The organism is Pseudomonas sp. zfem005 (assembly GCF_032621735.1).
Taxonomy (GTDB): Bacteria; Pseudomonadota; Gammaproteobacteria; order Pseudomonadales; family Pseudomonadaceae; genus Metapseudomonas; species Metapseudomonas solani.
Window position 1 is genome coordinate 63746 of sequence record NZ_JAVYJE010000011.1, and the last position, 15080, is coordinate 78825.

The 15080-nt window shown below is 63.0% G+C and carries 17 protein-coding genes; 9 read left to right on the forward strand and 8 right to left on the reverse strand.

All coding sequences use genetic code 11. The features are described 5' to 3' along the window. Positions 1-158 precede the first annotated feature (158 nt). Positions 159-956 carry a toll/interleukin-1 receptor domain-containing protein gene (locus RTW82_RS23600; RefSeq protein WP_081672008.1) on the reverse strand — a complete coding sequence of 266 codons (798 nt, stop codon included), beginning with the start codon at positions 954-956 and terminating at the stop codon, positions 159-161. 101 nt (positions 957-1057) lie between these two features. Between RTW82_RS23600 and RTW82_RS23605 the strand changes: the two genes are divergently transcribed. From RTW82_RS23605 to RTW82_RS23625, 5 genes are all read left to right on the forward strand, one after another. Continuing rightward, complete coding sequence (locus RTW82_RS23605) at positions 1058-2389, forward strand: DNA cytosine methyltransferase (RefSeq protein WP_021216685.1); 1332 nt, start codon at positions 1058-1060, stop codon at positions 2387-2389. A 53-nt stretch (positions 2390-2442) separates the two neighbouring features. Continuing rightward, positions 2443-2709, forward strand: coding sequence for a hypothetical protein (locus RTW82_RS23610; RefSeq protein WP_169708305.1), 267 nt, complete (start codon positions 2443-2445; stop codon positions 2707-2709). Positions 2710-2739: 30 nt separating this feature from the next. Beyond that, on the forward strand, positions 2740-3063 hold the full coding sequence (locus RTW82_RS23615) for a hypothetical protein (RefSeq protein ID WP_021216686.1): 324 nt from the start codon (positions 2740-2742) through the stop codon (positions 3061-3063). Positions 3064-3293: 230 nt separating this feature from the next. Then, a complete protein-coding gene (locus tag RTW82_RS23620) occupies positions 3294-4511 on the forward strand; it encodes a site-specific integrase (protein ID WP_021216687.1) in 1218 nt (405 codons plus the stop codon). Between the two features lie 30 nt (positions 4512-4541). Further along, a complete protein-coding gene (locus RTW82_RS23625) occupies positions 4542-6131 on the forward strand; it encodes an ABC-F family ATPase (protein WP_031286787.1) in 1590 nt (529 codons plus the stop codon). Positions 6132-6193: 62 nt separating this feature from the next. Here RTW82_RS23625 and RTW82_RS23630 read toward each other — a convergent pair whose 3' ends face one another. The 4 genes from RTW82_RS23630 to RTW82_RS23645 form a co-directional block, all read right to left on the reverse strand. Next, complete coding sequence (locus RTW82_RS23630; protein ID WP_316926637.1) at positions 6194-7411, reverse strand: winged helix-turn-helix domain-containing protein; 1218 nt, start codon at positions 7409-7411, stop codon at positions 6194-6196. A gap of 22 nt (positions 7412-7433) precedes the next feature. Further along, on the reverse strand, positions 7434-7934 hold the full coding sequence (locus RTW82_RS23635) for a DUF3291 domain-containing protein (protein ID WP_316926638.1): 501 nt from the start codon (positions 7932-7934) through the stop codon (positions 7434-7436). A 24-nt stretch (positions 7935-7958) separates the two neighbouring features. Further along, entirely contained in the window at positions 7959-8840 is an 882-nt protein-coding gene (locus RTW82_RS23640) for a PhzF family phenazine biosynthesis protein (RefSeq protein WP_316926639.1), read from the reverse strand. Positions 8841-8902: 62 nt separating this feature from the next. Then, complete coding sequence (locus RTW82_RS23645; RefSeq protein ID WP_184489398.1) at positions 8903-9133, reverse strand: DUF1127 domain-containing protein; 231 nt, start codon at positions 9131-9133, stop codon at positions 8903-8905. Positions 9134-9230: 97 nt separating this feature from the next. Here RTW82_RS23645 and RTW82_RS23650 point away from each other — a divergent pair, with 97 nt between their 5' ends. After that, entirely contained in the window at positions 9231-10082 is an 852-nt protein-coding gene (locus tag RTW82_RS23650) for a LysR substrate-binding domain-containing protein (protein ID WP_043242941.1), read from the forward strand. 87 nt (positions 10083-10169) lie between these two features. On the opposite strand, the gene RTW82_RS23655 is transcribed toward RTW82_RS23650, so the two are convergent. Beyond that, on the reverse strand, positions 10170-10922 hold the full coding sequence (locus RTW82_RS23655) for a sulfite exporter TauE/SafE family protein (protein WP_316926640.1): 753 nt from the start codon (positions 10920-10922) through the stop codon (positions 10170-10172). Positions 10923-11022: 100 nt separating this feature from the next. On the opposite strand from RTW82_RS23655, the gene RTW82_RS23660 reads away from it, so the two are divergent. Beyond that, positions 11023-11976: a LysR family transcriptional regulator gene (locus tag RTW82_RS23660; RefSeq protein WP_021216695.1), complete on the forward strand. Its 954-nt coding sequence runs from the start codon at positions 11023-11025 to the stop codon at positions 11974-11976. A gap of 162 nt (positions 11977-12138) precedes the next feature. Here the strand turns inward: RTW82_RS23660 and RTW82_RS23665 are convergent, their stop codons facing one another. Beyond that, positions 12139-12645: an RDD family protein gene (locus RTW82_RS23665; protein WP_021216696.1), complete on the reverse strand. Its 507-nt coding sequence runs from the start codon at positions 12643-12645 to the stop codon at positions 12139-12141. Positions 12646-12798: 153 nt separating this feature from the next. Here RTW82_RS23665 and RTW82_RS23670 point away from each other — a divergent pair, with 153 nt between their 5' ends. Beyond that, positions 12799-13251, forward strand: coding sequence for a MarR family winged helix-turn-helix transcriptional regulator (locus RTW82_RS23670; protein WP_184489401.1), 453 nt, complete (start codon positions 12799-12801; stop codon positions 13249-13251). Positions 13252-13400: 149 nt separating this feature from the next. Further along, positions 13401-14426, forward strand: coding sequence for an alpha/beta hydrolase (locus tag RTW82_RS23675; protein WP_316926641.1), 1026 nt, complete (start codon positions 13401-13403; stop codon positions 14424-14426). A gap of 69 nt (positions 14427-14495) precedes the next feature. On the opposite strand, the gene efp is transcribed toward RTW82_RS23675, so the two are convergent. Then, positions 14496-15062, reverse strand: coding sequence for an elongation factor P (efp, locus tag RTW82_RS23680; protein WP_021216699.1), 567 nt, complete (start codon positions 15060-15062; stop codon positions 14496-14498). Positions 15063-15080 lie beyond the last annotated feature (18 nt).

Below are 15080 nucleotides of genomic sequence, written 5' to 3' on the forward strand. Positions count from 1 at the left end.
GAGTCAATAGGGTTAAACGTCTCTTCGAATACAACAAAGCCCACTAGAAAACAACTAATATGGTAATACGAATAAAGCCTTTACCTCATTACACGTAATACTCACCACCACAGCACATTTCACCCCTTAATAGCCTGATTACTCTCAAAGATCCTTCTTTAGCTAGCAGGTGGAGGAACGCCATCTGGGCTTAAAATAGTTACATCCGGCCTGAACTTCCTTATTTCTCGCTCTACCAAACTGAGTGGAAGCCCATTTTTTTGGCTGAACTCGGTAATTACTTCTAGCGGCGCACCCGAAGTCACCAAATTTCTTAGCTGCGCACCCACCCTAGAAGATGCTGGTGTAAAGAAGAATCCATCATTAGTTTGGTTTTCAAGCCTACCAACACGCGTGGTCAAAGCCCTTGTATTAGAGAGAATCTCTTCCAGAATGCTGGTATCTGAGCGTGGTTCTACAGGACCTTGATTGGGAGACTGATCCAGTGCTTCTTGGAATTTCCCCCTGAATTGAGGCCAATAAGTATCAAACACCTGACTAAGTATACGCTCATCCAGCGCAGCTAAATCCAAAGTAGAGTTCAAAGACCGCACCAATTCCCACATTGACTCCTTTTCCGGAAGGGTATGATTAAACTGCGCCAACGGATCTTCAATATCCGAGGGCATCAGATCAATCAGGAATGTACATACTCTACTTGTACTTAACCCCTTAGCAAGCGCACCTGCCTCAAACAGAATCCAAGGCTTCAGCTTATTTTCCTGAGTCAGACAAACTATACCCACAGCGGTGTCGCGCAGTTGGTCCGAAATTTCTGTAAACCAAATTGAGCCACGATCTATATCTCTTGTAGATATCCATGGCCTTGATGCCTGCAATACGCACTTGATCCAGTCGCTCATCAACTCTGCTACAAGCCTGCTGCGGCGGCCCGACCAACTAATGAAAACCTTCATCAACACCTCCTGTGGCTAGCGTTCCTCAACTCTGTCGAACCTACTCCACCCAATTCCAAAACGCCACTACGGAGCAACCCACTTACGTAGATAGGTCACCGATGGCAATTACCTATGGAACAGTCTGCAGCGGTATCGAGGCAGCATCAGTCGCATGGAATGAACTCGAAATGCAGCCAGTCTGGTTCGCTGAAATTGATCCATTCCCTTGTGCCGTTCTGGCATACCACTGGCCGACAGTCCCTAACCACGGCGACATGACCAGGCTCGCCCGACAAGTACTTACCAACATCATCTCCGCCCCCGACGCCCTTGTGGGCGGCACTCCATGCCAGACCTACAGCATCGCCGGAGAGCGAGACGGCCTGGACGACCCTCGCGGCCTCCTGGCCATCACATATGTGGAGCTTGCAGATGCAGTTGACCATGTTCGAATCCTGCGCGGCGACCCCGAGTGCGTCTTCGTCTGGGAGAACGTCCCAGGCGTCCTCTCGGACAAGACGAACGCGTTTGGCCACATCCTCGGCACCCTGGTGGGCGAACCCGAACCGCTTCAGCCGGCAGGGGGACGCTGGACGGACGCTGGTTGTGTGTATGGACCCAAGCGAACAGCCGCATGGCGGGTTCTGGATGCCCAATATTTCGGCCTGGCCCAACGACGCCGCCGTGTGTTCGTTGTCGCAAGTGCTCGAAAAGGGTTCGATCCCATTGCGGTACTTTTTGAGCAGGAAAGCCTGCGCCGGGATTCTCCGCCGAGCCGCAACCAGGAAGAAAACCTTGCCGGCACCCTTGCTGGCGGCGCTCGAAGCCAAGGCGGATACAGCTCCGACGACATCCCCCTTACCGTAGGCGCCCTCACCGCGGGCTGCGGCCCAAACGGCCATGGTGGTAGCGGGCTGGCTACAGACAAGGGTGCCGATGCTGGCCACATCCTCGCCTTCGGCGGCAACAACCAGGCAGGCCCGATCAACGTCGCAACAGCCTGCAACGCCGGTTCTGCTGGCAGGCTCGATTTCGAGAGCGAAACATTTGTCGTGCACGGCAGCCAAGACCCGAGCACCGCTTACGACAGCGCCCACTCCCTGGGTAGAAATGGCGGCCGGGAAAATGCCGTGCTTGCGGTCCACCAGAACCAGCGCGCCGAGGTAAAGCTCAGCCCCGTATCAGGTGCACTGCAGAGCGGAGGCGGAACGGTTGGCCAGGGCTACGCCGCGGCCATGGTTGCCAATGAAGTTCGTCGCCTCACTCCTCGTGAGTGCGAGCGTCTCCAAGGCTTCCCAGATGACTACACATTGATCCCCTGGCGCGGTCGGCCCGCAGAAGAATGCCCCGATGGCCCTCGCTACAAAGCCCTGGGCAACAGCAAGGCCGTGCCGGTGGTGAGATGGATCGGGCAACGAATCCTGCAGCAGCTCAACCCAACCAAGCCCTGACCCTGTAATTCCATAACTACAGCTCTGCGTCACGTACGCGGGAGGATCTAGCCATGACTACAGATATTGAAAACCTGCATTGCCCAGTCTGCGACTGGCTCGAAGACCTTGAAGGGGATGACTGGGTTGAAGCGTGCCAACTAATTGCTACTTGGAGGAAGGAGAAAGACGAGAGGGAAGCGAAGGAAACACAGGTGGTTCATGTGCGCAGCGATGATCTACGTGCCGTTTACCGCGCAGTAATCGATGCAGATGAGGAAGGTCTAGCCGGTCACGCTGAGCCAATGATCAGGATTGCAGCCGCTTTACCTCAACCCTGAAGTTGCTCACAAGCCGAGGTAAGCATAGACATGACCAGCCTTCACCTTCTCCCGCTGGCAATTGTCACCAAGGATCAGGACGGCCTGTTTCTTGAGGTGATCGACGCAAGCGAGCTCGACACAGATGGACTGCTGCCGGAGGGCGCCGAACTCTGTCTTCTGAGCGTTGCCCTGGATCTGCAGGATGAACTATCCGCTCTGGCCACGGAGAACCGCGAGCTGAGGGAGCGAAACGAGCTTCTAGCCCAAAAGAAACTGCATCCCAAGCGCATACGTGACTTCAGCGTAGAGCGCCGCAATGCCCACGGCATCCTCAGCCGATGGCGGCAGGCCTACTGCGGCAACAACCACTGACTCCCAACTAACAATCACCACCTGCCGACAATGCCGGAAGGGAGGGTTTCTATGTCCGCTCTACAGCGGCCCATCGAGTACGAAGACAAGGTGCCCGAACAAGTCATGGCGACTCTGCTCGGGCTTTCATACAGAGCCCTGGAAACAAGAAGGAGCAAAGGCCAGATCCCGCTTGGCGTCTGGAACAAGGTCAATGGCCGCATCATCTATAGCAGACGGAGATATGACGAATGGCTCGACAGCCAATGGGTCTGCCCCGAGGGGTGGAAATCATCGGACAGTCAGTCCGCATCCGCTTCATGTGGGACGGCCAAAGGCGATGCGAGACGCTCGCGTATCCCGCCACGGCGAAAGGGATCAAGAGTGCATCCGGTCTTCGAGATCAAGTAGTTCAGGCGATCAAGTACGGCATCATGGACGATGCCAAATACGCGGAATTCTTTCCCAACTCAGCCATTGCAGAGGAAGTGCGAGGCGTCATCCCGCTCTTCGGCGAGTATGCACAACTGTGGCTGGACAGCCGCGAGATCGTCCTAGGCACCCGCGACAACTACAAGAGCACACTCAATCTCTACTGGATGCCCCACCTGGCGTTCGTGCGAATCAACCTGATCACCGTAACGATGCTCCGCAGGATTGTGACTGCAACCGAATGGTCGTCAGCCAGCGTGAAGCGAAATGCTTTGATCAAGCTATCAAGCATCATGGAAGGCGCTATCAAAGACGGCCTGATCTCCAAGAACCCTGTTGCCTCGATTGAGATGCCTCGCCGCTCCAAGAAGATTGTCGATCCCTTCTCTCGCGAAGAGGCAGAGCAGATCATCGCCTACCTCTACGCCAGCCTTGGCAAGTACTCACGCATCTATGCAGCGCTCTATGAGTTCTTGTTCTTCACCGGCATGCGTCCTGGCGAAGCTTTCGCATTGCGATGGGACGAAGTTGATGAGGAAGCCCGGCGCGCTCACGTGTGCCGCATTGTCGTCGACCGAGGCATTGAGGAGCGGGTAAAGACCAAAAACGAGCGAGACGTACTGCTGAATGAGCGTGCCCTGCACGCCCTCAAGGAGGCCAAGCGCATCGCCAAAATTAAGCAAATGGCGTCAGTCTCGGAGTTCGCCAATAGCCCATTCGTCTTCCCACCTAGCAAGGGCGGGCTGTGGATCAAGGAGCCAAGTGTTACTATTAAGCACTTTTACGCAGCCCTCGATGCCCTTGGCATCCGCCGGCGTCGGCAGTACGACGCCCGACATACCTACGCAACCATGTGCCTGATGGCTGGAATGAACCCTGCGTTCATCGCCGGACAACTGGGTCATAGCGTCCAGATGTTGCTCACCACCTATGCCAAATGGATCAGCTCAGCTTCCGATTGGAACGAGCTGAACAAGCTCCCTGCCAGAATCAAAAATGGTATGGAATTGGTACAGGATGAGGATGAAGGCGATTAACCACCCCTGAAAAGCCCGCAGGATAAGCACTTGATTTCTACAGCCAACATCACCATGCAGTTCGGCCCCAAGCCGCTGTTCGAGAACGTTTCCGTCAAGTTCGGCAACGGCAACCGCTACGGCCTGATCGGCGCCAACGGCTGCGGCAAGTCGACCTTCATGAAGATCCTCGGCGGTGATCTGGAGCCTTCCGGCGGCCAGGTGATGCTCGAGCCGAACGTGCGCCTGGGCAAGCTGCGCCAGGACCAGTTCGCCTATGAGAACTTCAGCGTCATCGACACCGTGATCATGGGCCACGAGGAACTGTGGCGGGTGAAGGCCGAGCGCGACCGCATCTACTCCCTGCCAGAGATGAGCGAGGAAGACGGCATGGCCGTGGCCGAGCTGGAGACCGAGTTCGCCGAGATGGACGGCTACACCGCCGAATCCCGTGCCGGCGAGCTGCTGCTGGGCCTGGGCATCCCGCTGGCCCAGCATTTCGGCCCGATGAGCGAAGTCGCTCCCGGCTGGAAGCTGCGCGTGCTGCTGGCCCAGGCGCTGTTCTCGGACCCGGAAGTGCTGCTGCTGGACGAGCCGACCAACCACCTGGACATCAACACCATCCGCTGGCTGGAAAACATCCTCACGGCGCGTAACAGCACCATGATCATCATTTCCCACGACCGCCACTTCCTGAACAGCGTGTGCACCCACATGGCGGACCTGGACTACGGCGAGCTGCGCCTGTTCCCGGGCAACTACGACGAGTACATGACCGCGGCGACCCAGTCCCGCGAGCAACTGCTGGCCGACAACGCCAAGAAGAAGGCGCAGATCGCCGAGCTGCAGACCTTCGTCAGCCGCTTCTCCGCCAACGCCTCGAAAGCCAAGCAGGCCACCTCCCGCGCCAAGCAGATCGACAAGATCCAGCTGGCCGAGGTCAAGCCGTCCAGCCGCGTCAGCCCGTTCATCCGCTTCGAGCAGCACAAGAAGCTGCACCGCCAGGCGGTGACCGTGGAGAAGCTGGCCAAGGGCTTCGAAGACAAGCAACTGTTCAAGGGCCTGGACCTGCAGATCGAAGCCGGCGAGCGCGTCGCCATCATCGGCCCCAACGGCATCGGCAAGACCACCCTGCTGCGCACCCTGGTCGGTGAAATGACCCCGGACGCCGGCAGCGTGAAATGGACCGAGAGCGCCGAGCTGGGCTACTACGCCCAGGACCACGCCCACGATTTCGAAGACGACGTCACCCTGTTCGACTGGATGGGCCAGTGGACCCAGGGCGGCGAGCAGCTGGTGCGCGGCACCCTCGGCCGCATGCTGTTCTCCAACGACGAGATCCTCAAGTCGGTGAAGGTGATCTCCGGTGGTGAGCAAGGCCGCATGCTGTTCGGCAAGCTGATCCTGAAGAAGCCCAACGTGCTGGTGATGGACGAGCCCACCAACCACCTGGACATGGAATCCATCGAGGCGCTCAACCTGGCGCTGGAGAACTACCCGGGCACGCTGATCTTCGTCAGCCACGACCGCGAGTTCGTCGGCTCCCTGGCCACCCGCATCATCGAGCTCTCGGAGACGGGCGTGACCGACTTCAGCGGCACCTACGACGACTACCTGCGCAGCCAGGGCGTGATCGTCTGACGCCCCGCTCCGCCCCATGAAAAAGCCCCGCCGATGCGGGGCTTTTTCTTGCCTGCGCGCCCCTAGCCGGGGAGCCCCGCCAAGGCGGCGCGCAGCCGCTGGGTGCCGGGGCGCTGGCAGGTGATGGCCACCGCCTCCAGCCCCAACCAGGTGGCGAGGCTACGCAGCTGCTCGGCCAGGGCCTGGATGCCGGCCTCGCTCAGGCCCTGGGGCTCTTCGTGCAGCGCGTGCACGGCGAGGCGGTCCTGGGCCCGCTCGGCGCGCAGATCGACTCGGGCGGGCAGGCGTTCGTCGTGCAGGAAGGGCAACACGTAGTAACCGTACTGGCGCTTCTCCGCTGGGGTGTAGATCTCCAGGCGGTAGCGGAAGTCGAACAGGCGCTCGGTGCGGGCGCGCTCCCACACCAGCGAGTCGAAGGGTGAAAGCAACGCACTGGCGCGCACCTTGCGCGGCACCGTCGGCTCGCCGATGCAGTAGCCGGGCTGCTTCCAGCCGCGCACCGTCACCGCCTGCAGGTCGCCGCTCTCCACCAGCTCGGCGAGGGCCTGGCGGCTGTCGGCCGGGTCCAGCCGGTAGTAGTCGCGCAGGTCCTTCTCGGCGGCCACGCCCAGGGCCTGCGCCGAGTGCAGCAGCAACTGGCGGATGGCGGCGTCTTCCGGCAGTTCGGCGGCGTTGAGCAGGTCCGCCGGGATCACCCGCTCGGGCAGGTCGTAGAGGCGCTCGAAGCCGCGACGGCCGGCGACCGTCACCTCCCCCGCGGCGAACAGCCATTCCATGGCGTGCTTTTCGGCGCTCCAGTCCCACCAGGGGCCGGCACGCTCCTGGCGGGTGCTCAGGGCACCGGCACCCAGGGCGCCCTGCTCGCGCACGGCGGCGAGCACGCGCTGGATCACCTCCTGCTGCTCGCGACCGAAGCGCGCCAGCTGCTGGTAGATGCCTCGCCCCTGGGCCGCACGCTGCATGCGCCAGCGCAGCGCCGGGTAGAGGTCCAGCGGCAGCAGCGAGGCCTCGTGGCCCCAGTATTCGAAGAACTCGCGGCGACGCAGCTTGCCCCAGGCCAGTTCATCCAGCAGCTCGCGCGGGTAGTCGCCGAGGCGCGAGAAGAACGGCAGGTAGTGCGAGCGCACCAGAGCATTGACCGAGTCGATCTGCACCACGCCGAGGCGCCCGGCCAGCGCACGGACGTGGCTGGCGCGGATGGCGCCACGGGGCGGCCGCATGAAGCCCTGGGCGGCCAGGCCCAGGCGGCGGGCTTCGGCGGCGCTGAGTTCGAGGGGCATCGGCGGGGTCCTGGCGGCGGGATCAGCCCAGGACATTAGCACCCGTCGTGGCAGCTTTCCCATCGTTCGGCACGGGCGCCGGCGGCGGGAAGGGATGGCGGAAGGTGAAGGCCCGTGGCCCCGGCCCCTGCTCGCGCAGCAGGGCCAGGCGTTCGGCGGCTTCCCGGGCATCGGGGCGATGCCCGGCGGGCACCCACCAGCACACCAGGTGCGCTTCGCTGATGCGCGCGAACCACTCGTTGCGGCGCTTGAGCATCTCGGTGTGGGCGCCACGGTAGGTGAAGTCGCGCAGGGATTCCATGTCCCGCCAGACCGAGAGGTTGACCAGCACGTCGTCGCCGAAGGGGCGGATCGCCGTGGCGTCACCGCCCTCGTCCTCCAGGCGCCATACGTAGCCGGGCGACGCTTCCGCCAGGCCATTGATGCGCGCCAGGTTGGCGACGAAATCGGCCATGCCGGGGGAATCCAGCGGCGCGGTCATCAACGCGATATTCAGTTGTGCCAGTTCGAAGGCCGGGGCCATCGGGGGTCTCCTTTCCGTGTGGCGTCAGATATCGAGGGTCAGGGTGTGCATCACCTGGGCGTTGCCGCCAGCCATCAGGCGCTGGATGCGGCCTTCGCCGTCCAGGTCCAGGTCGACGGTGATCAGGCTCGGCGAGGCCGGTTGCATCAGGTAGCCCTGCTCGATCAGCAGCTGCGCCCCGGGCAGGCCCACGCGGTCGTGCAGGTAGCAGGCCAGTGGCCCGGCGGCCATGCCGGTGGCCGGCTCCTCGGGGATGCCGAAGCGCGGCGCGAACATCCGCGCACCCGCCACGCGGCCAGGCTGACGACTGTCACGGGAGAAAGCGTAGAAGCCCACCACGTCCAGTTCCTCGCTGATGCGCTCGAGGGCTTCCAGGTCGGTGCGGATGCTCGCCACATCGGCTTCGCTGCGCAGGGGCACGACGACAAAGGCGACCCCGGTGCTGACCCGCGACGGCAGCAACCCCTCGGCCAGTTGCCCAGGCTCCAGGCCCAGGGCCGCGAGGCTTTCCGCCAGCAGGCGCGAGCCCGGCTCGACGTCCTGGTACTGCGGCGCGCGCTGCTCCATGAACACCCGCTCGCCCTCGATGAAGATGTCGCGGTTGCCGTCGATGGTTTCCTTGTTGCTCCAGCCCTCGCCGACCCGGCCCAGCTGGCGCAACAGCGAGAAGGTGGCCACGGTGGCGTGGCCGCAGTGGGGGATCTGCCGGTTGGGGGTGAAGAACTCCAGCTTGAAGGCGGCCTGCCCGGAGTCGGAGACGAAGGCCGTCTCCGACAACCCGAGCTGGGCGGCGATCGCCTGCTTCTGCGCCGCGCTGAGCGCATCGGCACCGACCACTACACCGGCGGGGTTGCCACCCTGCCCGCCATCGACGAACGCATTCACGATCCTGACTTCGACTTGCATCGCTTTTCCTTGTTGTGTGGGTGTTGCGTGGGTTCATTGTTGCCGGGGGTCGCTGCGTGGGTTCATTTGCCCAGCGGGTCGTCCCAGAAAGGCCGCTCGCTTTCCTGCATCACATCGCCCCGGGTCAGGCCCAGGTCCTTGAGCATGGCATCACTCAGGCTGGCCAGCTCACGGCGCTGGCTGTACAGCTGGTACCAGCGCAGCAGGCGGGTACCGAGGGAAAGATGGGAGCCACGAACGGCAGGCCGGTGGGTGGGGTGCAGCGTGCCTACGAAACCGAATTGACCTTTCATCGCATCGCCCTCCTTGTGGGGTTGGCGCCAGTTTCCCGCGACGCTTATGATCAATCCAACGAATGTTTCTTATGCACTGCATCTCAGGAATTGATGAATGAGCTACCCCGCCATCGACACCGAACTGCTGCGCACCTTCGTCGCTATCGCCGACAACGGTGGCTTCACCCGCGCAGCGGAAGTGGTCAACCGCACCCAGTCGGCCGTGAGCATGCAGATGAAGCGGCTGGAAGAGGACGTGCTGGAACGCACGGTGTTCGAGCGTGACGGCCGCCAGGTGCGCCTGACCGCCGAGGGGCAGATATTGCTGAGCTATGCGCGGCGCATTCTCAAGCTGCACGGCGAGGTGATGACCACCCTGCGCGAGCCGCACATGGTCGGCTCGGTGCGCATCGGCACGCCGGACGATTACGTGATGCGCTTCCTGCCCGGCATCCTCTCGCGCTTCGCCCAGTCCTACCCGCTGGTGCAGGTGGAGGTGCATTGCGAGTCGTCCTCGCAGTTGCTGCAGCGCCAGGACCTGGACCTGTCCATCGTCACCCGCGAGCCGGGCACCGAGATCGGCCAGCTGCTGCGCCAGGAGCGCTTCGTCTGGGCCGAGGCCATCGGCTTCAGCCCCCACGAGCAGACCCAGTTGCCGCTGGCGATGTTCAACACCGACTGCTTCTGCCGCGCCTGGGCCTGCAACGCACTGGACGCCATGGAGCGCCCCTACCGCGTCGCCTACACCAGCCCGAGCCTGTCGGCGATCATGGCGGTGGTCAGCGCCGGCCTGGCAGTCACCGCCCAACTGCAGAGCCTGATCACCACCGACATGCGCATCCTCGGTGAAGCGGAGGGGCTACCCACCCTGCCCGCCTGCAGCATCGTGCTGGTGCGCAACCCCCGCAGCAGCTCGCCGGTCACCGAGACCCTGGCCGAGCACATCGTCGAAGGCTTCCGCCTGTAGCTCCGGCAGCGGACCATTGGCAGGCATTCTGCGCTTGCGGAACGCCCGTCCTGCCCACGTCACGCACGGCGCCCGCTTCGAGGTCGATCACTCGAACGCCAGCATCACCGCACACACCAGCAGGAACACGCAGAACGCCGTGCGCAGCACCCGCTCCGGCAAGGCGTGGGCCAGGCGCACGCCCCAACTGATGCTGAGCAGGCCGCCGACAGCCAACGGGATGCCCATCGCCCAGTCGACGTGGTGGTTGAAGCCGTAGGTGGCGAGGGTCACCGCGGTGCTGGGTGCGGCGAGGGACAGTGACAGCCCCTGGGCAACCACCTGGGTGGTGCCGAAGACGCTGGTCAGCACCGGCGTGGCGACCACCGCCCCACCCACGCCGAACAGGCCGCCCATGGCGCCGGCGAAGCCACCGAGCACGCCCAGCCAGGGCCAGGGGTGGCGCAACTCGGCACTGGTGGCGGCCTTGGCCATGAACATCCGCGCGAAGTTGTAGGCCGCCAGCACCAGCAGGAAGGCGACGAAGGCCAGGCGCATGTTCTCCGCCTCGATGCGCACCGCGAACAGCGAGGCCAACCAGGCACAGCCGAAGCTGGTCACCGCCAGCAGCAGCGCATAGCGCGGGTCGATGCGGTTGCGCTGGTGGTAGCGCCACAGCGCCAGCAGCACGTTCGGCACCACCATCACCAGTGCGGTGCCCTGGGCCAGTTGCTGGTCCAGGCCGAAGAACACCCCCAGGGCGGGAATGGCGATCAGCCCGCCACCGATGCCGAACAACCCACCCAAGGTGCCAAGAGCCGCACCGAGCACCACATTCAACGCAATTGCCAGCAGATCCATAACGCCTCCGTTCCGATGACGCGCATGCTACGCAGCGGCGGCTACCACGGAAACGCACAGCAGCGCACAATGGCTTTGCGAAATCCGCATAGGCACCTCCATGAACCCCGATGCACTGACCGACCAACTGGCCCTCTTTCTCGATGTACTGGAAGCGGGCAGCTTCTCCGCTGCCGCCCGGCGCCACCCACTGACGCCTTCGGCCGTGGCCCGGCGCATCGACGCCTTGGAGCGCGGCCTCGGCAGCGCCCTCTTCACCCGCAGCACCCACGCGGTGCGCGCCACCCCGGCAGGCCTGGCCTTTGCCGAGCGGGCAAAACGGATACTCGCCGAACTGCGTCTGGCACGTGCCGAGGCCGTGTCCCTGAGCAGTGCGCCGGAGGGGCTGATCCGCATCGATGCGCCCGCCCCGTTCGGCCGCCGCCACTTGGCGCCGGCCATCGCCGAATTCCTCGTCACCTACCCGGGCCTGGATGTTCAGTTGCGGCTGATCGACAGCTTCATCGACATGCACGGCGCCCACCTGGGCGAGGTGGACCTGGTGCTGCGCATCGGCCCGCTGGCCGACACCCGCCTGGTGGCGACGCCGCTGTCGCCCCTGGTGCGCGTGCTCTGCGCCAGCCCCGATTACCTGCGCCGACGCGGCGTCCCCAGCGACGCCCGCGAACTGACCGAGCACGACGGCCTCGACTGGGATGCCCTCGCACCGCCCTATGCCTGGCGCTTCGAGGTGGAGGGCCGCGCCCAGGTGATCCGCCCCCGGCGCATGCGCATGACCGCGAACAACGCCGAAACCCTGTTGTTCAGCGCCGTCGCCGGACTGGGCGTCGCCCACCTGCCGACCTGGCTGATCAGCGACTACCTGCTGCGCGGGGAACTGGTGCCGCTGCTCTGCGAAAACGGCTTGCCCGCTCCGGAACCGAGCGGGATCTACGCCCTGCGCCTGGAGGGCGAAGCCAGCTCGCGGAGCCGGCTGTTGCTGGAGTTTCTCAAAAACCGCTTTGGCCCCGTACCGCCCTGGGACCTGGCCCTGAGCGGGCTGGGGCAGTCTTGAGGGTACGGTGCGGCAACGCCGGCGAAACGCTTCGCGAGCAGAGCTCGCTCCTACCGATCCAGGGCAGAGCGGGCAAGCGCCGCAACGTAGGATGGCGTAGAGCGAAGCGAAACCCATCACCACAGAATAACCGCCCGGATCAAAGCCCGGGCGGCCGCGCCATCAGTTGGGCAGTTGCACCACGCGGGTGCTGGCGGTCAGGTCGTGCAGGCAACGGCGATCCGCGCGGAAGATGAACAGGTAGTTCGCCAGCAATATCAGGCCGCCGATGATCGGGATGTAGGCGACCAGGCCCCAGAGCAGGTAGCGCTTGAGGTACATCGTGATCCACTCGGGCTTGTTGCCCTGCAGGTCGACGATGGCAAGCTTGAGCACGCGCTTGCCGACGGTCTGGCCGTAGTTCTTCAGGAAGTGCCCGTTGATCGCCAGGAACACCACGATACCCACCAGCGAACCCAACGCCTGCTGGCCGAAACCGGGCTGCACGCCCTCCATGAGCCCATCGTAGACACCCAGCAGGTAGCTGATGGGGATGGTGACGCACAACAGGATCAGCCCGTCGATCAGCGCAGCGCCGAAGCGCGAGCCGCGGGCAGCCAGCGGCAGGCCGGTGGCTTCGTGAGTCAGCTCCGCCTGGGGCGATTGGTAGGGGTTCTGGGCATCGGTCATTTACAGCTCTCCTTGCAGGGGTCTAGCCGGCAATTCTGGCTGCTGCGCACGGCGGCGCAAGTCCCAGTGCGCCGGAATGAGAACCGGTCAAATTTTGCTCACGAAAGGCTTGTGCGCTAAATTATGTCCATTTCCGCCCCCAAGGAGGCCGCCATGAATACCCCGCTGGAACGTTGCGACGATCTGCTGCTCGATAACCAACTGTGCTTCGCCCTCTACTCCACCTCCCTGCTGATGACCAAGGTGTACAAGCCGCTGCTCCAGGAACTGGGCCTGACCTACCCGCAGTACCTGGCGATGATGGTGCTCTGGGAAGGCGACGGAATCACCGTGGGCGATATCAGCGCCCGCCTGCTGACCGACCCGGGCTCCCTCACGCCCCTGCTCAAGCGCCTGGAAGCCGAAGGCCTGATCACCCGCACCCGCAGTAGCGCCGACGAGCGCGTGGTGGAGCTGCACCTCACCGAAAAAGGTCGCGCCATGCACCAGCAGGCCCAGCGCGTGCCCGCCTGCATCCTCGCCGCCAGCGAGATGGACATCGCCGGCCTCGGCCAGTTGAAGGACGAGCTGGTGAGCCTGCGCAGGAGCTTGCAGAAGGCCGTCTGACGGCCTTATTCCCATCTGGCTGAGCGCTATTCGTTTTTCTTCTCAAGAAATACCTTGCGCGCAAACTAAAAGATCGCTAACTTTCTCTTCACGCATTTAGTTAGCGCGCAATATTTTACGAAACCAAACGAATTCAACGGAGAACCACCATGAACACCCAGCGCATCGCAAACCTCCTCACCGGTAGCCTCCTCGCCCTGTCCATCGGCAGCGCCTTCGCCGCCGGCAGCCCCGGCGTCGAACACAACACCCAGGCATTCCTCGAAGCCCTCGAAGCCGGCAACGGCAAACCGCTGGAAACCCTCGCGCCGAAAGATGCCCGCGCCGTGCTGGTGGGTGCCCAGGCCGGGGTCAAGGTCGACCTCTCCGGCACCCGCGTCGAGAACAAGACCATCAGCATCAAGGGCCAGCCCCTGGAGCTGACCATCGTCCGCCCCGAAGGCGCCAAGGGTGACCTGCCGGTGTTCATGTTCTTCCACGGCGGCGGCTGGGTGCTGGGCGACTACCCCACCCACGAGCGCCTGATCCATGACCTGGTGGTGAACTCCGGTGCGGTGGCCGTGTACGTGAACTACACCCCCTCGCCCGAAGCCAAGTACCCCACCGCCATCAACCAGGCCTACGCGGCGACTAAATGGGTGGCCGAGCACGGCAAGGACATAGGCGTCGACAGCTCGCGCCTGGCAGTGGCCGGCAACAGCGTCGGCGGCAACATGGCGGCAGTGGTGGCGCTGATGGCCAAGGAACAGGGCACCCCGAAACTGCGCGCCCAGGTGCTGCTGTGGCCGGTGACCGACGCCAACTTCGAGACCGCCTCGTACAACCAGTTCGCCCAGGGGCACTTCCTCACCAAACCGATGATGCAGTGGTTCTGGAACAGCTACACCACCGACCCGAAGCAGCGCGCCGAGATCCACGCCTCGCCGCTGCGAGCCACCACCGAGCAGCTCAAGGGCCTGCCGCCGACCCTGATCCAGACCGCCGAATTCGACGTGCTGCGTGATGAAGGCGAAGCCTATGCCCGCAAGCTGGATGCCGCCGGCGTCGAAGTCACCGCCGTGCGCTACAACGGCATGATCCACGACTACGGTCTGCTCAACGTGGTCAACCAGGTTCCGGCGGTGCGCTCGGCCATGCTCCAGGCCGGCGCCGAGCTGAAGAAGCACCTGCAATAACCGCGACGGTTGAATCGCAGGCAACAAAAAGCCCGGCCTAGGCCGGGCTTTTCACATCTCGCGAAAGGCTTAGGCCTTGACGCGGGATTTGTACTCGCCGGTGCGGGTATCGATCTCGATGGAGTCGCCGATTTCGCAGAATGCGGAAACCTGCAGCTCGGCACCGTTGTTCAGGCGAGCGGTCTTCATCACTTTGCCGGAGGTATCGCCACGCACGGACGGCTCGGTGTAAGCGATCTGGCGAACGATGGTGGTCGGCAGTTCAACGGAAATGACTTTCTCGTTGAAGAAGATGGCTTCGCAGACGTCGGTCATGCCGTCTTCGATGAAGGTCAGTACGGCTTCCAGATCGTCTTTCTCGATCTCGTACTGGTTGAATTCGCTGTCCATGAACACGTACAGCGGATCGGCGAAGTAGGAGTAGGTAACTTCCTTGCGATCCAGGATTACCGGTTCCAGCTTGTCGTCGGCCTTGTACACGGTCTCGGTGGCGGAACCGTTGAGCAGGTTCTTCAGCTTCATCTTGACGACTGCGCTGTTACGGCCGGACTTGTTGAACTCGGCTTTCAGGATGACCCAGGGGGAGCCATTGATGTTGGCAACCTGGCCAGCGCGGAACTCTTGAGCGGTTTTCATACGAATATCCGATTTGGA